The organism is Pseudomonas sp. Irchel s3f19, assembly GCF_900187555.1.
Taxonomy (GTDB): domain Bacteria; phylum Pseudomonadota; class Gammaproteobacteria; order Pseudomonadales; family Pseudomonadaceae; genus Aquipseudomonas; species Aquipseudomonas capeferrum.
Genome location: NZ_FYDW01000003.1, coordinates 817,677 through 836,431 on the forward strand (window position 1 = coordinate 817,677; position 18,755 = coordinate 836,431).

Annotated in this window: 19 protein-coding genes and 1 pseudogene; 8 read left to right on the top strand and 12 right to left on the bottom strand. The window is 63.4% G+C overall.

Translation table 11 applies throughout. The annotated features are described in order from the left end of the window. Positions 1 to 7: 7 nt before the first annotated feature. The 4 genes from CKW22_RS11675 to CKW22_RS11690 all read right to left on the bottom strand — a co-directional run bounded on the left by CKW22_RS11675 (position 8) and on the right by CKW22_RS11690 (position 4,724). On the bottom strand, positions 8 to 2,140 hold the full coding sequence (locus CKW22_RS11675) for a TonB-dependent siderophore receptor (protein ID WP_095064144.1): 2,133 nt from the start codon (positions 2,138 to 2,140) through the stop codon (positions 8 to 10). A gap of 89 nt (positions 2,141 to 2,229) precedes the next feature. Then, complete coding sequence (locus CKW22_RS11680) at positions 2,230 to 2,610, bottom strand: hypothetical protein (RefSeq protein ID WP_033700629.1); 381 nt, start codon at positions 2,608 to 2,610, stop codon at positions 2,230 to 2,232. 61 nt (positions 2,611 to 2,671) lie between these two features. Then, positions 2,672 to 3,883 (bottom strand): MFS transporter, encoded by a 1,212-nt coding sequence (locus CKW22_RS11685; protein WP_095064145.1) that lies wholly within the window; start codon positions 3,881 to 3,883, stop codon positions 2,672 to 2,674. A gap of 91 nt (positions 3,884 to 3,974) precedes the next feature. Continuing rightward, positions 3,975 to 4,724 carry a 3-oxoacyl-ACP reductase family protein gene (locus CKW22_RS11690; RefSeq protein ID WP_033700627.1) on the bottom strand — a complete coding sequence of 250 codons (750 nt, stop codon included), beginning with the start codon at positions 4,722 to 4,724 and terminating at the stop codon, positions 3,975 to 3,977. A 118-nt stretch (positions 4,725 to 4,842) separates the two neighbouring features. On the opposite strand from CKW22_RS11690, the gene CKW22_RS11695 reads away from it, so the two are divergent. Then, positions 4,843 to 5,781, top strand: a complete 939-nt coding sequence (locus CKW22_RS11695) for a LysR family transcriptional regulator (protein ID WP_047583830.1) — start codon at positions 4,843 to 4,845, stop codon at positions 5,779 to 5,781. A 120-nt stretch (positions 5,782 to 5,901) separates the two neighbouring features. On the opposite strand, the gene CKW22_RS11700 is transcribed toward CKW22_RS11695, so the two are convergent. Together CKW22_RS11700 and CKW22_RS11705 are read right to left on the bottom strand one after the other, a co-directional pair. Further along, positions 5,902 to 6,372, bottom strand: a complete 471-nt coding sequence (locus tag CKW22_RS11700) for a GreA/GreB family elongation factor (protein ID WP_095064146.1) — start codon at positions 6,370 to 6,372, stop codon at positions 5,902 to 5,904. Between the two features lie 2 nt (positions 6,373 to 6,374). After that, on the bottom strand, positions 6,375 to 6,758 hold the full coding sequence (locus tag CKW22_RS11705) for a hypothetical protein (protein ID WP_095064147.1): 384 nt from the start codon (positions 6,756 to 6,758) through the stop codon (positions 6,375 to 6,377). Between the two features lie 131 nt (positions 6,759 to 6,889). On the opposite strand from CKW22_RS11705, the gene earP reads away from it, so the two are divergent. Further along, positions 6,890 to 8,023, top strand: a complete 1,134-nt coding sequence (earP, locus tag CKW22_RS11710) for an elongation factor P maturation arginine rhamnosyltransferase EarP (RefSeq protein ID WP_095064148.1) — start codon at positions 6,890 to 6,892, stop codon at positions 8,021 to 8,023. A gap of 48 nt (positions 8,024 to 8,071) precedes the next feature. Beyond that, on the top strand, positions 8,072 to 8,644 hold the full coding sequence (locus tag CKW22_RS11715; RefSeq protein WP_095064149.1) for an elongation factor P: 573 nt from the start codon (positions 8,072 to 8,074) through the stop codon (positions 8,642 to 8,644). A 57-nt stretch (positions 8,645 to 8,701) separates the two neighbouring features. Here CKW22_RS11715 and CKW22_RS11720 read toward each other — a convergent pair whose 3' ends face one another. From CKW22_RS11720 to CKW22_RS11730, 3 genes are all read right to left on the bottom strand, one after another. After that, positions 8,702 to 9,130, bottom strand: a complete 429-nt coding sequence (locus tag CKW22_RS11720; protein WP_033700621.1) for an organic hydroperoxide resistance protein — start codon at positions 9,128 to 9,130, stop codon at positions 8,702 to 8,704. 141 nt (positions 9,131 to 9,271) lie between these two features. After that, positions 9,272 to 9,727 (bottom strand): MarR family winged helix-turn-helix transcriptional regulator, encoded by a 456-nt coding sequence (locus CKW22_RS11725; RefSeq protein WP_033700620.1) that lies wholly within the window; start codon positions 9,725 to 9,727, stop codon positions 9,272 to 9,274. A gap of 54 nt (positions 9,728 to 9,781) precedes the next feature. Beyond that, positions 9,782 to 10,738, bottom strand: a complete 957-nt coding sequence (locus tag CKW22_RS11730) for a LysR family transcriptional regulator (RefSeq protein WP_047583828.1) — start codon at positions 10,736 to 10,738, stop codon at positions 9,782 to 9,784. A gap of 113 nt (positions 10,739 to 10,851) precedes the next feature. Between CKW22_RS11730 and CKW22_RS11735 the strand changes: the two genes are divergently transcribed. Then, positions 10,852 to 11,601: a sulfite exporter TauE/SafE family protein gene (locus tag CKW22_RS11735; RefSeq protein ID WP_033700618.1), complete on the top strand. Its 750-nt coding sequence runs from the start codon at positions 10,852 to 10,854 to the stop codon at positions 11,599 to 11,601. Positions 11,602 to 11,646: 45 nt separating this feature from the next. On the opposite strand, the gene CKW22_RS11740 is transcribed toward CKW22_RS11735, so the two are convergent. Further along, positions 11,647 to 12,498, bottom strand: coding sequence for a LysR substrate-binding domain-containing protein (locus tag CKW22_RS11740; protein WP_033701497.1), 852 nt, complete (start codon positions 12,496 to 12,498; stop codon positions 11,647 to 11,649). 96 nt (positions 12,499 to 12,594) lie between these two features. Between CKW22_RS11740 and CKW22_RS11745 the strand changes: the two genes are divergently transcribed. Further along, a complete protein-coding gene (locus tag CKW22_RS11745) occupies positions 12,595 to 12,813 on the top strand; it encodes a DUF1127 domain-containing protein (RefSeq protein WP_033700617.1) in 219 nt (72 codons plus the stop codon). A gap of 13 nt (positions 12,814 to 12,826) precedes the next feature. Here CKW22_RS11745 and CKW22_RS11750 read toward each other — a convergent pair whose 3' ends face one another. Further along, on the bottom strand, positions 12,827 to 14,173 hold the full coding sequence (locus CKW22_RS11750; protein ID WP_033700615.1) for a class II 3-deoxy-7-phosphoheptulonate synthase: 1,347 nt from the start codon (positions 14,171 to 14,173) through the stop codon (positions 12,827 to 12,829). Between the two features lie 116 nt (positions 14,174 to 14,289). Between CKW22_RS11750 and CKW22_RS11755 the strand changes: the two genes are divergently transcribed. Both CKW22_RS11755 and CKW22_RS11760 read left to right on the top strand, forming a co-directional pair. After that, entirely contained in the window at positions 14,290 to 15,045 is a 756-nt protein-coding gene (locus CKW22_RS11755) for a spermidine synthase (RefSeq protein ID WP_033700614.1), read from the top strand. A 298-nt stretch (positions 15,046 to 15,343) separates the two neighbouring features. Next, a pseudogene (locus CKW22_RS11760) lies at positions 15,344 to 17,060 on the top strand (DEAD/DEAH box helicase). Between the two features lie 153 nt (positions 17,061 to 17,213). Here CKW22_RS11760 and CKW22_RS11765 read toward each other — a convergent pair. After that, the gene (locus CKW22_RS11765; RefSeq protein WP_033700611.1) at positions 17,214 to 17,981 is read right to left on the bottom strand and encodes a class III extradiol ring-cleavage dioxygenase; all 768 of its coding nucleotides are present in this window, start codon (positions 17,979 to 17,981) and stop codon (positions 17,214 to 17,216) included. Between the two features lie 111 nt (positions 17,982 to 18,092). On the opposite strand from CKW22_RS11765, the gene CKW22_RS11770 reads away from it, so the two are divergent. Next, positions 18,093 to 18,743, top strand: a complete 651-nt coding sequence (locus CKW22_RS11770) for a thiopurine S-methyltransferase (protein ID WP_033700609.1) — start codon at positions 18,093 to 18,095, stop codon at positions 18,741 to 18,743. Positions 18,744 to 18,755: the final 12 nt, after the last annotated feature.

An 18,755-nucleotide genomic window follows, 5' to 3' on the forward strand; every position in this document is an offset into this window, starting at 1 on the left:
AGATTGATCAGAAGCTCACGGATGCCGACAAGCGTGCCGTGCGCGGCGCGCCCTGGAACAGGTAGTTGTCCCCCAGGTAATCCCCCACATCGCGCCAGTAGCGTTTATCGAACACGTTATCCACGGTCAACCGCAGCACCGTGTCATACCCTCCGATGCGCGTGCGGTAACGGCTACCCACATCAAAGACGGTATAACCTCCCACCTCGACATTGCCCGCCTGGCTGGCATATTTGCTGGCGCTGTAGCGCGCACCTCCGAGTAACGCCAGGCCCGGTACCGGCAGGCTGTATTCGGCCTGCAGGGCCGCACGCAGCTTGGGCACGTTGATGGCCTGGTGGCCTTCGTAAGCATCGGTCCCGCTGTTTTTTACCCGCGCGCGGATGGCGGCGGCGCTGGCCTGAACCTGCAGGTTCGAGGTCACCCAGCCGCTGGCACCCAGCTCCAGGCCGGTGTTCTTCTGTTGGCCTTGCTGGACGTAGGTGAAGTTACCCTCGCCATCCGGGCGTGCGTATTGGTACGCCTGGCGGATCTGGAACAGCGCGGCAGTGAAACTTAAGCCCTGCCAGTCACGCTTGATGCCCAGCTCCAGTTGGCGAGACAAGGTCGGGGCGAGGATCTCGGCAGCGTTGCTGGCAAACCAGGGGGCGGTGCCACCGGCCGACAAGCCTTTTGAGTAGCTTGCGTACAGCGTGGTGTCCGGGCTCGGCTTGTAGATCAGCGCGGCATTGGGCAGCAATTGGTACTGACGGGTATGGCGCCCGGCAACACCGGTTTCGTCCCAGGTTTTTTCGTCCAGGCGCACTTCGCGAGCGCCGATCACGGTCTGCCACTGCTCGTTGAAGCTGATGCGATCATTGACGAACAGACCGTACTGGCGGCTGTCCAGGCGTCGCTCGCTTGAGCCGATCGGCTTGTCGGAGGGGGCGAGGGCTGGCGCGCCGGTGTAGATGTTGCCGGTGCCCAGCCACTCGTTGTAATAGGGCCGTTGATCCACGGTACGGCGTTGGGCGCTGCCACCGACTGTCAGGTCGTGCCCCACGCCCAAGGCATCGAAGCGGCCATTGAGCGTGGCTTGTGCCTCATCGGTGCGGCGCGTGTCATCCGGGCTGCGGTAGTCATAGATGTCGTAGTCGCCATTGCTGGCGAAGAACGCGCCCTCGCTCGAGCCCCACGCAAACGCGCTGTAATCGTCGATCACCACCTTGCTGCGCGATGCACTCAACGTCCCGGTCCATGTCTCGCTGAAGCGGTATTCGAAGCGCCCACCCAGGTTCAGCGAATCGTTCTGCACCGGCTTGGCCCACTGTTGGTAGGCCAGGCGATCATCCGGGTCGATACCGTGGGGCACCTGCGTGCCGCCGAGCAACTGGTAACCGGGAACCGAGCGCTGCTCGCGGTGCTGGTACTCGGCGTCCAGCTGCAAGGTAGCATCCGGGTTGATCTGCCAGTCAAAGGCCAGCGAGGCGAAGTCGCGCTTGCCGTCGGCATGGTCGACATAGCTGCGGATGTCCTCATGGGCCAGGTTGGCGCGCAGGCCGAACTGCCGCTCACTGCCGAACCAGCCGCCCAGGTCGGTGGCCAGGTAGCGCTCGCCCTGTTCGTTGGTCGACACCGTCACGCTACGCACGTCTTCGGCGCGTTTGGTCACGTAGTTGATCAGCCCGCCAGGCTCCGAAACGCCACTCAGCAGGCCGGACAAGCCCTTGAGCAGCTCCACTTGCTGCTTGTTTTCCAGGGCCACGTTCTGCTCGCCAGCGAGGGTCTGGCCATTGATCCGGTAGCTGCTGGCGGCATTGAGCGCGAAGCCGCGTACGTTGAAGTTTTCGTAATAGCCGATGGGCGCATAGCTTTCACCCACCGAGGCATCGCTTTGCAGCACTTCGCTGAGCTTGCGCACCTGGCGGTCCTCCAGCAGTTGCTGGCTGAACACGCTGACTGAGGCCGGGGTGTCGAGCAGTGGCGCGGCCTGCAAGCCTGCTACCGACGCCTCGCGTACCTGGTAGCCGTCGTCGCCATAGCGGTCGGAAACCCGCAGTGGCTCCAGCATGACGCTGTCTTCGGCAAGACCATGAGGGCAATGCAAGGCCAGGCCCAGGCTGAGCAAGCTCAGGGGCAGGCGGGGGCGAAGCGGGGGCATGCGGGGCTCCTGAAGGCCGGTACGGGCCGTGAAAAAGGCGGCATCTTAACAGCCGCCTTCACCCTGAAACGATCAGGGCCTCGCGATATTCAGTGGTTGCTGGCCGGGCGCTTGTGCTGGCGCCAACTGTCGTCGATCTTCGACCAGGTCTTGCCATCGGTGACGGCCAACAGTTTGCGCCCATCCTTGAAGGTGGCAAGGAAGGTGGCTTCTTGCTCCTTGCCGCCCAGCCAGAGCCCGGCCAGCAACCCCACCGGGCCGGCCACCAGGGCGCCCGCCACACCCCAGCCGAGGGCAGTGCCCAGGCTGCGGCTGGACTCCAGGCTGGCCAACCTGAGGTCGCTGATGCGCGTGAGGGAGATCCGCTCGCCCGGCGAAGGGCTGCGCGGGGTCTTGAGTGTGAGCGATCCGTTGCGATACTCGCCTTCACCTTGCAAGAAATCGCCGGATTGCACCGTGAGTCTTGTCATTGGGTCGTCCTGTCAGAAGGGCATTGTCCAGCGCCTACTGAGCGCTGCCTGCCCTGGCAAGTCAACGGCCAAGCGACGGAGGGTAGTGCGTTGCAGTGTCGCGGCTCAAGCGCTTGCGCTCGGCCAGCGCCCAGGCCAGCAGCGCCACTGTACCGATCACCAGCCCGGCAACGACGATGCCGATCCAGCCTTGGCGCTGGAACAGTTGCGTGCCCAGCAGCGACCCCAGCGCACCGCCGATGAAGTAACAGGTGATGTAGCCGGCATTGAGCCGCGTGCGTGCCTCTGGCCGCAGCGCGATCACCGCATTCTGGTTGCTGACGTGCACCAGTTGCACTGCCAGGTCGAGCATCAGCACCCCCAGCAGCAGGGCCGGCAGCGAGTATTCGGCAAAGCCCAGCGGCACCCACGACAGCAGCAGTACCACCAACCCCACCGTGGTGCCCAGCGAGCCCTTGCCGCGGTCAGCGAGGCGCCCGGCCCAGTTGGCCGACAGTGCCCCCGCCGCGCCGGCCAGGCCGAACAGGCCGATTACCGCATCCGAGTAAAAGTAAGGCTCTTGTGCCAGCAAAAATGCCAGCGGTGTCCAGAACAGCGCGAACAGGCTGAACGCCAACAGGCCGAGCAACGCCCGCAGGCGCAGCACCGGTTCTTCGTAGAACAGGCGGAATATCGAGCCGATCAGCGCCGGGTATTTCAGCCCGGCAGGGTTGTGATGCTGCGGCAAGCTGCGGTACAGGGCCAGGGCAGTGATGGCCATCAGCACGGCGGCCAGTACGTAGATACTGCGCCAGCCCCCCAGTTCAGCCATGAAGCCGGCCGCCGTGCGGGCCAGCAGGATACCCAGCAACAAGCCGCTCATCAGGGTGCCGATCGCGCGCCCGCGCTGATGCGGCTCACTCAGGGTTGCGGCCATGGGTACCAGGATCTGCGCCACCACCGAGAACAGGCCGGTCAGCGCGGTGCCCAGCAGCAACCACGGCAGGTTCGGCGCGCAGGCGCTGATGACCAGGCCGAGGGTGGCGATGGCGGTCATCACAGTGATCAGGCGGCGCTGTTCGAACAGGTCGCCCAGCGGTGCCAGCAACAGCAGGCCGGCGCCGTAGCTGAGCTGGGCGGCGATGACGATGCTGCCGGCGCTGGCGGTACTCAGCCCGAATTGCTGGGCGATGCTGTGCAGCAACGGCTGGGCATAGTAGTTGCTGGCCACGGCCAGGCCGGTGGCGGTGGCCATCAGCAGAATCAGGGCGCGACTGAGGGTTGGGGTGTTCATGGGGATCTCGAGGGCAGGGGGCTTTATTCTAGGGCCGGTAGAGGTAGGGCAGTTGAGTTTTACTGCCCTGCACCCCGCCGCCTTCACCACATCAAGCCGCAAAGCCACCATCGGCCGTCAAACTGGCCCCGGTGATATACCCCGCCTCCGGCCCCGCCAGGTAAGCCACAAAACTGGCAATCTCATCCACCTGCCCATAACGCCCGATCGCCATCAGCGGTATCAGGCTTTCGGCAAACTCGCCGCTGGCCGGGTTCATGTCGGTGTCCACCGGGCCGGGCTGCACGTTGTTGACGGTAATGCCCTGCGGGCCAAGGTCGCGGGCCATGCCCCGGGTCAGCCCCACCAGTGCCGACTTGCTCATGGCATAGGGTGCGCCACCGGCAAACGGCATCCGCTCGGCGTTGGTGCTGCCAATATTGATGATGCGCCCACCCTGGCCCATGTAGCGCACGGCTGCCTGGCTGGCGACGAACACACTGCGCACGTTCACCGCCAGCATGCGGTCGAAATCGGCCAGGTCGAACTCGGCAATCGGTGCCACGGTCAGCACGCCGGCGTTGTTGACCAGGATGTCGAGCCCACCGAAGGCCTTGGCGGTGTCATCCACCGCCAACTGCACAGCTGCGGCGTCGGCGCTGTCGGCCCGCAGGGCCAGGGCCTGGCCGCCGTTGCCGATGATTTCCTGGGCCAGCTGTTCGGCCGGGCCGGCCGAGCTCACGTAGGTGAAGGCAACCCGTGCGCCTTCGCGGGCCAGGCGGCGGACGATGGCCGCGCCAATGCCACGGGAACCGCCTTGGACCAGGGCAACTTTACCGTCGAGTGGGAGTTGTTTGGACATGCTGATCTCCTGCTGGGAAGCAAGGCCGAATGCCTTGGATGGGCGCAGTATCGGTGGCTAATTACCTGCTGATAAGATGGCAATCACTATCAGCAGAGTAAACCTTTGGTTGTGAATCATGGCCATGGAGTCTTTCAACGCCCTCGAGTGCTTTATCCGTAGCGCCGAGGTTGGCAGTTTTGCCGAGGCTGCCCGCCGTCTGAGCCTCACGCCTGCCGCAGTCGGCAAGCATGTGGCCCAGCTGGAGGCCCGGTTGGGCGTGCGCCTGTTCCAGCGTAGTACCCGCAAGCTGACCCTGACCGAAGCGGGCCAGCGCTTTCTGGGGGAGGTGAGTGACAGCTTTCGCACCATCCAGTATGCCGTGGCCAACCTGGCCAGTGCCGAAGGCCAGCCGGCCGGGTTGCTGCGGGTGAGCATGGGCACGGTGTTCGGGCGGCTCTATGTGTTGCCGCTGCTGGGGGAGTTTTTGCGTCGTTACCCTGCTATCACCCCAGACTGGCATTTCGACAATCGCCAGGTCGATTTGATCGGCCAGGGTTTCGATGCGGCCATTGGGGGTGGTTTCGAGCTGCCACTGGGGGTGGTGGCGCGCAAGTTGACACCCGCCCATCGGGTGCTGGTGGCGGCGCCTGGCTATCTGGACCAGCGCCCACCCATCGATGGCCCGCAGGCGTTGCAGCGCCATGACGGAATCCTGATTCGCTCACCCCAGACCGGACGGGTGCGCTCCTGGCCGCTGACCAGCCGCTGGCAGGAGCAGCAGCCGTTGCTGCTGCGTCAGGCGATGACCATGAGTGATTCGGATGCGGCTTGTGCGGTTGCGCAGCAGGGTTTGGGCATCGCATTGGTCAGTCTGCCGTTTGCGGTACCTTACCTGCAGGCAGGGCGACTGCAGCGGGTGTTGCCGGACTGGTATGTGGACGATGGGCATATCAGCTTGTATTACGCCGAGCACAAACTGTTGCCGAGGAAGACGCGGGCGTTCATCGATTTTGTCGTGGAGCAGTTTGCGCAGCAGGGGTTGGCGGGGCAATTCGATGCGTTGCAGCGCCTTTAGATGAATGTTGCCTAGCCCGGCCTTTTCGCGGGGCAAGCCCGCGCCCACAGGTACCGCACAAGTCTTGGGTTAAGTGAAGATGATCTTGTGGGAGCGGGCTTGCCTCGCGAAGAGGCCAGCTCAGACGACCTCACTAATGAACAGAACCTGTGCCCCCAGGCTCACCTCATCATCGACCCGCTTGCCCATCAGCTGTTGCCCCAGCGGCGAGCGTGGTGTAATCACCGTCACCAGCTCGTCCCCGTCGCCAATCTTCAACCCCGCCGCCTCGGGTCCGAGAAACAGCCGGCGCTGCTGGCCATCCTCATCCTCAAGGGTCACCAGATTGCTCACCTGTATACCCCGCAGCGGGTCGTAGTCGCGCAGCAGCAGTTGCTGGTAGATCTGCAGCGCCTGGCGGATCTCGGCCGTGCGGCGCGCCTGGCCGGTGGCGAGGTACGAGGCTTCCAGGCCTAGCGTGTCGTACTTGTTCTCGGCGATGTTCTCTTCGGCGGTGGCGGCTTCGTACGCGGTCTGCGCCGCGCGGCTCAGCACGTCCACGTCATGTTCGAGGGTCGCGACGATGCGCGTGAGAAGCAGGGGCTTGTCCATCTTCAGTAACAGAACTCCAGCACATTGGCCTGGCTTTTATCGGTAGGTGCGGTGCGGTTCTGTTGCAGCCAGAACTGGCACTTGGGGCTGTTGAGGTTGCGCGGGTTACCCTGGGCGGCCTCGGCGGCCTGTTGCTGTTCCTGTTGTTGCAGGATGCCCTTGTAGCGCTCGAACATCTCACCCTGCGCATCCACCGGGGGCGCGGCGGGTTGGCCGAGGGCAGGGGCCAGGGCCTGGGCAACCGGCTGCACCTGCTCGGGCCACAGTTGCACTGCCAGCCACAGGCTCACGGCGATGGCCACGGCGCCCAGCCACAGGCCAATGGCCACGCACAGGGTCAGCTGCAAAGGCTTGAGGGTGATCTTCAGTTCGCGGTGGCGGGGCATGGCGGCCTCCTGGCAGGGTGGGGCGGCGTGCATTGTCGCACGCTGCTGGCGAATTTTACCCGCAGGTGCTTTTGTCGACGACAATTTATCCGCAGAATCCGCGGTTTTCCGCACCATGAGGGGGAGGGCACATGAAGGCCACCTGGGACATCTTTTGCACCGTCGTCGACAATTATGGCGATATCGGCGTGACCTGGCGCCTGGCGCGGCAACTGGTGGACGAGCACGAAATCGCAGTGCGCCTGTGGGTGGACGACCTGAATGCCTTCGTGCCGATGTGCCCCGGGGCCGATGCCGCAGCGTTGCAGCAGTGGCAGCAGGGCGTCGATGTGCGCCAGTGGCCGGCCGAATGGGTGCCGATTGAGCCCGCAGATGTGGTGATCGGCGCCTTCGCCTGCCAGTTGCCGGCGCACTATGTCGAGGCCATGCGCGCCCGGGCGAAGCCGCCTCTGTGGCTGAACCTCGAATACCTCAGCGCCGAGCACTGGGTGGAAGGCTGCCACGGCTTGCCGTCCCCCCAGGCCAACGGCTTGCGCAAGGTGTTCTTCTTCCCCGGCTTTACCGAGAAGACCGGCGGCCTATTGCGCGAGGCCACGCTGCTGGCGCGGCGCCAGGCCTTCGAACAGTCCGCCGAGGCCCGCCAGGCGTTCTTGCAACGGCTTGGTGTGTACCCCGAGGTGCAGGCGCGGCTGATCTCGCTGTTCGCCTATGAAAACACCCAGCTGGGCAATTGGCTGGATACCTTGGCGGCAGATAGCCAGCCGACCCACCTGCTGGTGCCGCAAGGGCGCATTCTGGCTGACGTCGGCAGCTGGCTGGGCCAGGCCCGGCTGGAGGTGGGCGATGTGCGCGTACGTGGGGCGCTGACCGTGCAGATTTTGCCGTTCGTCAGCCAGGACGATTATGATCGGTTGCTGTGGAGCTGCGATTTCAACGCCGTACGCGGCGAAGACTCGTTCGTGCGTGCGCAATGGGCCGGGCGCCCGATGCTGTGGCACATCTACGTGCAGGACGAGAATGCCCATTGGGAAAAGCTCGAAGCGTTCCTTGAGCATTATCGACACGGCCTGTCAGCCGATGCCTCTGCCGCCCTGGTGGCATTGTGGCGTGCCTGGAACATGGACCGTGACGTCGGCCAGGCGTGGCAAGCGGCCCAGCAACACTGGCCAGAACTGCAGCAACATGCCCGTGATTGGGCGGCCCGTCAGGCCACTCGGCCAGACCTTGCCATGGCGCTGGTACAGTTTTACCGAAATTGGCTATGATATGCGGCCTCGATTTTTATAAATCCATCCAGATTCGGATACTTCGCAATGAAAACTGGTAAAGAACTGAAACCCGGTACCGTACTGCGGATCGACAACGACCCGTGGCTGGTGCAAAAAGCTGAGTTCACCAAATCGGGCCGTAACAGCGCGATCATGAAGACCAAGCTGAAGAACCTGCTGACCGGCTACAAGACCGAAACCGTATACGGTGCGGACGACAAGCTGGACGACGTGATCCTGGATCGCAAAGAAGCGACCCTGTCGTTCATCAGCGGTGACACGTACACCTTCATGGACACCACCGACTACTCCATGTACGAGCTGAACGCCGAAGATATCGAAGCCGTTCTGCCGTTCATCGAAGAAGGCATGGACGACATCTGCGAAGCCGTCTTCTTCGAAGGCCGCCTGGTGTCGGTAGAACTGCCGACCACCATCGTGCGCCAGGTTGACTACACCGAAGGTTCCGCTCGCGGCGACACTTCGGGCAAGGTCATGAAACCTGCCAAGCTGAAGAACGGTACTGAGCTCAGCGTTGCTGACTTCATCGAAATCGGCGACCTGATCGAGATCGATACCCGCGAAGGCGGTTCGTACAAAGGCCGCGCCAAGAAGTAAGTGTTCTTGAGATGCAGCAAAAAACCCGGCCTCGGCCGGGTTTTTTTATACCTGTGTTCAGACCGTTACATGCAGCCTTACATCCACATTGCCGCGGGTGGCATTGGAGTAAGGGCAGACCTTGTGCGCCTTCTCCACCAGCCCTTCGGCATCGGCTTGGGCCAGGCCTGGCAGGTTGATGTGCAGGTCGATGTCCAGGCCGAAACCACCCTCAATCTGGCCAATGCCCACCTTGGCAGTGATCGAGGCATCTGCTGGCAGGGCTTTCTTCTCTTGCCCGGCAACAAACTTCAGGGCACCGATGAAGCAGGCCGAGTAGCCGGCAGCGAACATCTGCTCTGGGTTGGTGCCTTCACCCCCCGCGCCGCCCAATTCCTTGGGGGTGCTCAGCTTGACCTCCAGCTTGCCGTCGCTGGAGCGGGATTTGCCGTCGCGCCCGCCGGTGGAGGTGGCTTCGGCGATGTACAGCGGAGTGACCTTTTGCATCTTGAGCCTCGCTAACGTGCTGTGCGCGACCTGGGGTGAGGTGGCGCTGGGTGGGTATGGGATTTAAATTAGCGCGCAATTAGTTTGCGCGCAAGATAAATAATCACCGCTCATCCGAACGGCCATCTCACAGCATAGCGCTCAGAGGTTTTTCTGCAGGTTTTCGCGCAGGTCCAGCAGGTCGGCTTGCAGCTGTTGCAGGCGCTGCAAGCTGCGCCCGCTGGCCTTGAGGATGCACGGTGGCACCTGTTTGGCCTGTTGCTGCAGGTCGCGGCCCTTGTCGGTCAACTGCACCAATACCACCCGTTCGTCCTCGCGGCTGCGGGTGCGCTTGAGCAGGCCTTCGCTTTCCAGGCGCTTGAGCAGCGGGGTCAGCGAGCCAGGGTCGGTGAGCAGGTGCTGGCTGATCTCGCCCACGGTCAGGCCGTCCCGCTCCCATAGCACCAGCATCGCCAAGTATTGCGGGTAGGTCAGGCCCAGCGCCTGCAGCAGCGGTTTGTAGACCTTGGTCATCAGCAACGAGGTCGAATGCAGGGCGAAGCAGACCTGGTTGTCCAGCAGCAGCTCGTCACAGGAGGCTTGGGTGTCGGCGTTCATGCAGGTCCTTGGAATCATCAATGGGAAAATCTAGCACGCTGATCATCAGTGCGTTCACTGCCAGCGCAGTTCACTGCGCAGTGCCAGGTCCCAGGGTGGAATGGGGCTGAAACGGCTCTTGAGAAATTCGAGCAGCAAACGGCTGCGAGAGTTCGTTTCATGTGCAAGGCGCAGCGCATAAATACCGCTGCTCTCGGCTGCCGGCAGGCCGCCGTCGCAGAACAGCGCAATCAGTTCGCCGCGCAGCAGGTATTCGCTGATCAGCCAGGTGGGCAGGTGGGCGACGCCTAAACCGGCCAGGGCGCCAAACAGCAGGGTTTCGGCGTTGTTGGCGGCCATGCGCATGCGTGTTGGCCGATACAGTCGGGCCTGGCCCGCCACGTTGAAGCGCCAGGCGAAAGGTGGTGCCAGGCCGTCCCAGTCCAGGCCGTCATGTTCAGGCAGTTCGCTGGGGCACGCCGGTACGCCACGGCTGGCCAAGTAGGCTGGGCTGGCGCAGGCGATGCGCACCATGTACGCCAGCGGCGTGGCCACCAGGCGGGTGTCGGCCAGGGGACCTGCGCGCAACACCAGGTCGACCTCGCCCAGGTGGCTGCCGTGCAGGTCGACGAAGCTGTCGATCAGGCGCAGGTGCACGTCCAGCCCCGGGTACGCCACCAGAAAGTCGGCGATGGCCGGGGCCAGGTGGCGGCGGCCGAACGCGGCGGGGGCGTCGATGCGGATCAAGCCTTCCGGGGCGCTGCTCAGTGACACGGCTTCGGCGCGGGCCAGGCGCAGTTCCTCGATGATACGCCGTGCGCGCTCGGCAAAGGCATTGCCGGCCGGTGTAGCACGCACCGCGTGAGTGCTGCGGGTGAACAGGCGGCTGCCCACCGCGTTTTCCAGGTTGTCGATGCGCCGGGCCACGGCCGAGGGCGTCAGCGGGTGGCGCCGAGCGGCGGCGGAAAAACTGCCGGTTTCCAGCACATCAAGGAACAGGCTGAGTTGGTCGGTAAGGATGTCAGGGTTCATGGCGGCTCGGCTTTGCATAAAACGCACAGCCATTGTGCGCTGCTGTGCGTTTCCCCACCAGCCCCGACTCGGTAGCATGCGCCCATTGCTAAAGAACGGCACAAGAGGCCCTGATGATCGAGTGGTTGTTGTATATCGTGCTGGGCGCAGCCCTGGGCACCATGGGCGGTTTGTTCGGCATCGGCGGTGGGCTGATTGCCATCCCGGCGCTGGGCGTGTTGTTCGGGCTGGACCAACAGCTGGCGCAGGGCACTGCGTTGGTCATGGTGGTACCGAATGTGTTGCTGGCGCTGTGGCGCTACCACCAGCGCAATCGCATCGAACTGCGCCATGCGCTGCCGTTGGCATTGTGCAGTTTGCTGTTCGCCTGGCTGGGTTCGATCTGGGCGGTGGGCATAGATGCCCAGGCCATGCGCCTGGGGTTTGTCGGCTTTCTGGTGGCGCTGGCCATCTGGAACGTGGCGCGGATGTTCTTGAGGGTTGCGCCGCCAAGCCCTGAAATGCGCTATGCCTGGCCATGGCTGGGGGTGCTGGGCAGCTTTGCCGGAACCCTGGGTGGGCTGTTCGGGGTGGGGGGCGCGGTGGTTGCGACGCCGATACTGACCAGTGTGTTCGGCACCACGCAGGTGGTGGCGCAAGGGCTCTCGCTGGCATTGGCGGCGCCCAGTACGGCGGTGACTCTGCTGACGTATGGCGTGCACCAGAGTGTCGATTGGGCGGTGGGGATACCCTTGGCGGTGGGTGGGTTGCTCAGCATCAGCTGGGGCGTGAGGTTGGCGCATGCCTTGCCAGAGAAAGTGCTGCGGGCGATGTTTTGTGTGTTTCTGGTGGTGTGTGCGGTGATGCTGGGGTTTGAGCTTTGAGCTTTGGGGGCCGCGGTGCGGCCCTTTCGCGACGCAAGGCCGCTCCTACTTGAAGCCTTCGACGATGTAGTCGGCCATGCAATCGGTGATCGGCGAAGGGTTCTGCGTACTGCGTACCAACATCACATTGGCAACCGGTAACTGCGGCAACCCATCGTTTTCGCCGAGAATCCGGATATTGCCGCCCACCAGGCTCTGCAACTGCGCCGTTACTGCCAGCCCCGCCGTGACGATGGCAAAGATCGCCGCCAGGCTGGGGCTGGTATAGGCAATGCGGTAGTCGATGCCCTGTGCCTCCAGCGCATTGCAGGTCCAGGCGCGGCAAAAACAGTCGGTATTGAACAGCGCCACCGGCATGGGCCGTTGCTCCTGTGGGCAAAAACCTTCGGCCGCAGCCCACACCAGGCGCTCCTGGCGCAGCAACTGGCCAACTTCGTTGCCCGGCTCGCGGGTGACGATGGTCAGGTCCAGGTCCTGGCGCAGCATCAACTGCTTCGACGAGTCGCAATGCACCTCCACCTGCACCAGCGGGTAGGCCTGGGCAAAACTCGACAGGATGGTCGGCAGAAAGCGCATGGCGTAGTCGTCCGGCGTGCCGATGCGCACTACCCCGACCATGTGCGGCATGCGCAAGGTATTGAACACTTCCCCGTGCAGCTTGAGGATGCGCCTGGCGTAGCCGAGCAGTACCTGCCCCTCGGCGGTAAGGCGTACCTGGCGGCCATCGCGCTCGAACAGCTGGCGCTGCAGGATATCTTCCTCCAGGCGTTTCATCTGCATGCTCACCGCCGACTGGGTGCGGTTGACCACCTCGCCGGCGCGCGTGAAGCCGCCTTGTTCGGCAATGGCGACGAAAGTGCGCAACACGTCGGCATCGAGACTTTGATACTGGGACATAGCATCAATCTCCGAGATGCATGGCATCAGAAACATTCGTTGGATTGATCTTAAGCCCGGCGTGAGACTGGAGCCATCAACACGGAGGGCTTCACGATGAAAGGTCATGTCAGCAGCATTCAGCAACCAGTCGTCTCACTGAACCACCTGTGGCATGCAGCGCTGCAGCGCCCGGCGCGCTGGCTCGAGCTGTACCGTCAGCGTCGGGAACTGGCCCGGCTCAGCGATGCGACATTGCACGATCTGGGGTTGAGCCGGGCGGATATCCAGCAAGAGGCCGAGCGGCATTTCTGGGATGATCCGCTGCGTAAATGACGGCGCCCGAACCTCAGCGCCGAACCTGCTTGAGGGTTTCGGCAATCAGAAACGCCAATTCCAACGACTGGTCGGCGTTCATCCGCGGGTCGCAATGGGTATGGTAGCGGTCCGACAAGCCATCCTCGGTAATCGGCCGGGCACCACCGATGCACTCGGTGACGTTCTGCCCGGTCATTTCGATATGGATACCGCCGGCATGGCTGCCTTCGGCCTGGTGCACCTGGAAGAACTGCTTCACCTCATCGAGAATCTGCGCAAAGTCGCGAGTCTTGTAGCCGCTGCTGGCCTTGATGGTGTTGCCGTGCATCGGGTCGGAGCTCCACAGCACCTTGCGGCCTTCGCGCTCGACGGTGCGGATCAGCCCTGGCAGATGGTCGCCAACCTTGTTGGCCCCCATGCGCACGATCAGGTTCAGGCGGCCAGGGTCATTGCTTGGGTTGAGGGTGTCGATCAGGCGGATCAACTCCTCGGGGTTCATGCTTGGGCCAACCTTGACCCCGATCGGGTTATGCACGCCACGCAGGAACTCCACATGGGCGCCATCGAGCTGGCGCGTGCGGTCGCCGATCCACAGCATATGCGCCGAGCAGTCGTAGTAGTCGCCGGTCAGGCTGTCCTGACGCACGAACGCTTCCTCATAATTGAGCAGCAACGCTTCGTGGGCGGTGAAGAAGCTGGTCTCGCGCAGTTGCGGCGCGCTGTCCAGCCCGCAGGCCCGCATGAAGGCCAGGGTCTCGTCGATGCGGTTGGCCAGCTGATGGTACTTGTCGGCCAGCGCCGAGTTGGCGATGAAGTCCAGGTTCCATTTGTGCACCTGGTGCAGGTCGGCAAAGCCGCCCTGGGCAAAGGCGCGTAACAGGTTGAGGCTGGCGGTGGCCTGGTGGTAGGCCTGCAGCAGGCGGTCCGGGTCGGGGATGCGGCTTTTCTCGTCGAAACCGATGCCGTTGACGATGTCGCCACGGTAGGCGGGCAGGGTGACGTTGCCAATGGTTTCGTCGCCCGAGGAGCGTGGCTTGGCAAATTGCCCGGCCATGCGCCCGACCTTGACCACCGGGCAGCCGGCAGCAAAGGTCATGACAATGGCCATCTGCAGCAGCACCTTGAAGGTGTCGCGGATCTTCGCCGCCGAAAACTCGGCAAAGCTCTCGGCGCAGTCGCCGCCCTGCAGCAGGAAGGCGCGGCCTTCGGTCACCTCGGCGAACTGCCGGCGCAGCTCGCGCGCCTCGCCTGCGAACACCAGTGGCGGGTAGCTGGCCAGGGTCTGCTCGACCTTGAGCAAGTGCGCGGCGTCGGGGTAGGTCGGTTGCTGCTGGATCGGCAGGGCACGCCAGCTGTCAGGGCTCCACGGTGCGTTCATCTCGGGCTCGATGTTGTCGGTTATAGGCTTTTGGCCATGGTAACAGTTGCCGTCGTGCTTGTTGCATCGGGGGTGTTGGCGGACAATGCGCGTTTTTGCACGGGCGAGTGGCGAACATGACGGCGGAACGGGAAGAGCGGCTACTGGCACGGGTCGAAGATGCCTTTGGCGTCATCAGCGTGTACGAGGTGGACGACTACCGTTTTCTCGAATTCGGCGATGCCATCGAGCAGAGCTGCGTGTTCACCGCCGACCCGAGCTGGCTGGAATATGACTACACCCGCGCCATGCTGGTCGGTGCGCTGTGCCACGAGCAGCCAGAGAGTGCGCTGTTTCTGGGCCTTGGCGCGGGTACGCTGACGCAGGCGTGCATGAAGTTCCTGCCGCTGGAGGACATCGAGGCCATCGAGCTGCGCGCGGACGTGCCGCGCCTGGCCATGGAATACCTGGGCCTGGACGATGACCCGCGCCTTTACGTGCGGGTGGGAGATGCCCTCGAACTGCTGCCCAGCGCCGAAAAGGCCGACCTGGTTTTCGTCGACCTCTATACCGACCACGGCCCGGGTGTCGGGCACCTGGCCTGGACATTCCTGGAAAACTGCCAGAAGCAGCTCAACCCAGGCGGTTGGCTGGTGATCAACCAATGGGCCTGCGATGACGGCAAGCCGCTGGGCGCGGCGCTGCTGCGCGGGTTGTACCACCGCCATTACTGGGAGCTGCCGGTGAAGGAGGGTAATGTGATCCTGCTGGTGCCGGCGGACTTGGAACAGATGCTGGACCTGGACGGTTTGCGGGCGCGGGCCGAGGCGCTGACGCCGCAGTTGGGCTATAGCCTGGCCAGCCTGATCCGTGAGATCCGGCCGGCGACCTGAAGGCCGGTAGCGTAGGGTAGGCAGGAATCGATTCAGCCTGCGGTTGGCTGATGGCGCGATACTGGCCCTTGCCCCCGAAAATTTTCCTCACGTAACCCGTTAATTCGGGTATAGTACGCGCCGGTCTTTTAGCGGACCTCAAAATCAGGTGGTGCAAATCCTCCGAGTCCAGCTTCGGCTGTTCGTCCGCTAGGCGGACCTTCCCAAGTTTTTCTTTTTCAATCGTTTTCGCAAATCCCCGCCGCCAAAGCTGCCTGGGTGACCTTCTGGTCTTTCAAGGCATGTGCAGCTTTGGAGCATGGGTCTTTGCGGATGCACCTAGAGGCAGACCCATGACCCAGGAAACCGGCGGATTCGCCGCTCTCGAACTCAATCCGAATATTGTTGCTGCTGTGCTGGCTACCGGCTATGAAGAGCCGTCCGCCATCCAGCATCAGTCGATCCCGATCATCCTCGCCGGTCACGACATGATCGGCCAGGCGCAGACTGGCACCGGCAAGACCGCTGCCTTCGCCCTGCCGATCCTCAACAAGATCGACGTGAGCAAGCGCGAACCGCAAGCCCTGATCCTGGCGCCAACCCGTGAGTTGGCGCTGCAAGTTGCTACCGCTTTCGAAACCTACGCCAAGCAGATGCCGGGCGTTAACGTGGTCGCTGTTTACGGTGGCGCCCCGATGGGCCCACAGCTGCGTGCCATCCGTAACGGCGCACAAATCGTCGTTGCTACCCCGGGCCGTCTGTGCGACCACCTGCGTCGTGACGAAAAAGTCCTGTCGACCGTACAGTACCTGGTACTGGACGAAGCCGACGAGATGCTCAAGCTGGGCTTCATGGACGACCTCGAAGTGATCTTCGATGCCATCCCGGCCAGCCGTCAGACCGTACTGTTCTCCGCAACCCTGCCGTCGTCGATCCGTTCGATCGCCGAGCGTCACCTGCGTGAACCCAAGCACGTCAAGATCCAGAGCAAGACCCAGACCGTTACCGCGATCGACCAGGCTCACCTGATGGTGCATGCCGATCAGAAGATCCCGGCTGTGCTGCGTCTGCTGGAAGTCGAAGAGTTCGACGCGCTGATCGCCTTCGTGCGTACCAAGCAAGCCACCCTGGACCTGGCCGCCGCGCTGGAAGCCAAAGGCTACAAGGCTGCTGCGCTGAACGGTGACATCGCCCAGAACCAGCGTGAGCGCGTCATCGACTCGCTCAAGGATGGCCGCCTGGACATCGTCGTCGCTACCGACGTCGCTGCCCGTGGCCTGGACGTACCGCGCATCACTCACGTGTTCAACGTTGACATGCCGTACGACCCGGAGTCCTACGTACACCGTATCGGCCGTACTGGCCGTGCCGGTCGCGAAGGCCGTGCGCTGCTGCTGGTAACCCCGCGTGAGCGCCGCATGCTGCAGGTGATCGAGCGTGTTACCGGGCAGAAGGTTGCCGAAGCTCGCCTGCCCAATGGCCAGGCCGTTCTGGATGCACGCATCAAGAAGCTGACCTCGAGCCTGGCGCCGCTGGTGGCCGAATCGGAAGCCACTCATGGCGACCTGCTCGACCGTCTGACCGCCGACCTGGGTTGCAGCCCGCGTGCCCTGGCTTCGGCCTTGCTGCGCAAAGCAACCAATGGTCAGGCGCTGGACCTGGCTGCGGTAGAGCGTGAACAGCCGCTGGTACCGGGCGTTGGTGCTCCGCGTGAGCGTACCGGTGAACGTGCCGAGCGCAGTGACCGTGGTGACCGCGGTGACCGTGAGCGTCGCGCGCCAATGCCGCTGGCCGAAGGCCGTGTGCGTTGCCGTACTGCCCTGGGTGCCCGTGACGGCATCGCTGCCAAGAACCTGTTGGGTGCGATCCTCAACGAAGGCGGCCTGGCCCGTGACGCTATCGGCCGTATCCAGGTACGCGACAGCTTCAGCCTGGTCGAGCTGCCGGAAGACGGCCTGGAGCGTTTGCTGACCAAGCTCAAGGATACCCGTGTGGCTGGCAAGCAGCTGAAGCTGCGTCGCTACCGCGAGGATTGATCCTGGCGTAATAAAAAAATCCCCGGCATGCGCTGGGGATTTTTTTTGCCTGTGCCGGCTGCTTCGCGGGGCAAGCCCGCTCCCACAGGTATGGCATTGGGCTTGAAAGCACTATCCATATGTGGGAGCGGGCTTGTCCCGCGAAGAGGCTCGTCAGTCGAACCGATAGATATCCATCCCCAATGCGCCCAAGGTGAACCCCTGGTGCACCACGCCGAACCCGCCCCCAGCCCCCAGCGCAAAAAACAGCGGCAACAAATGCTCATCGCTAGGGTGGTTACGCACTGCAAACGGCGCCTGGCGTCGGTAATCCAGCAACGCCGCGCGGTCATCCTCGGCCAACCGCTGCACTACCCAATCCCGAAACGCCAACGCCCAAGGCTCGATCGCGTCCGGCCCGGCATGCCAGTCCAGCTCGCCGAGGTTGTGAGTGATACTGCCCGACCCAATCAGCAGCACGCCCTGCTGGCGCAACTCGGCCAGCGCCTGGCCGACCTGTAACTGCAAGGCAGGCCCCTGTTGGCTGGGCAGCGAAACCTGAATCACTGGGATGTTGGCGCTCGGGTACATCAAACTCAGCGGTACCCAGGCGCCATGGTCGAAGGGGCGGTGCGTATCGGTACGTGCCGGCAGGCCAGCAGCGCCCAGTAACGCACACACCTGTTCGGCCAGTGCAGGCTCGCCGGGTGCTGGGTACTGCACGGCGTACAGCGCCGGGGGGAAGCCGTGGAAGTCGTGCCAGGTCTCGGGCTGCTTGCTGCCGGTCACCACCAGCTCGCGGCTTTCCCAGTGCGCCGACACCACCACGATTGCCTTGGGCTGCGCCAAGGCATTGGCCAGCCCGGTCAACGCCGGCCCGCTGGCGCCCGGGTGCAGGGCCAGCATGGGGGAACCATGGGAAATGAAAAGGCTGGGCAGCATGGTGAGGTCCTGAGGGTTAAGATGCTGTCATCTTCGATCAGTTACCGATCGAAATCCAAACCAAGTTTTCTGCGCTTTCTATCGAAGCGCTCGATCAGTATAGGAGCAGTCATGGAGCCAGCGTTCTGGCACAAGCGGTGGGCCGACAACCAGATCGGCTTCCATCAAGCGCAGGTCAATCCCTACTTGCAGGCGCACTGGCCAGCGCTGGCGTTGGCGCCTGGCAGCCAAGTGCTGGTGCCGTTGTGCGGTAAGAGCCTGGACCTGGCCTGGTTGGCAGGGCAGGGCCATCGCGTGCTGGGCGTGGAGCTGTCGCGGCGGGCGGTAGAGGGCTTTTTCCGTGAGCACAGGCTTGAGCCCGAGGTGTTGCACAGGGGCGAATTCGAGGTTTGGCGCAGTGGCGGGGTAGAAGTGTGGTGCGGCGATTTCTTTGCCTTGCAGGCGCAGGACCTGGCCGATTGCGCGGGGTTCTATGACCGCGCGGCGTTGATTGCCTTGCCGCCCGAGATGCGCTTGCGGTACATGCAGTTACTGGCTGAGGGGTTGCCGTCGGGTAGCCAAGGGCTGTTGGTGACGCTGGGTTATGACCAGGCGCTGTTGCCCGGCCCGCCGTTTTCAGTGGCGGACGCTGAGGTTCGGCAGGGGTTTGCGGGTGGCGAGGTGCAGGCGCTGGAAGCCGTGGAAATTATCGAGCAGAGCGAAAAGTTTGTTCAGGCGGGTGCGACGAGCCTGCTTGAGCGGGTGTATCGCATACAGCTCTGATGGGGTAGCCGC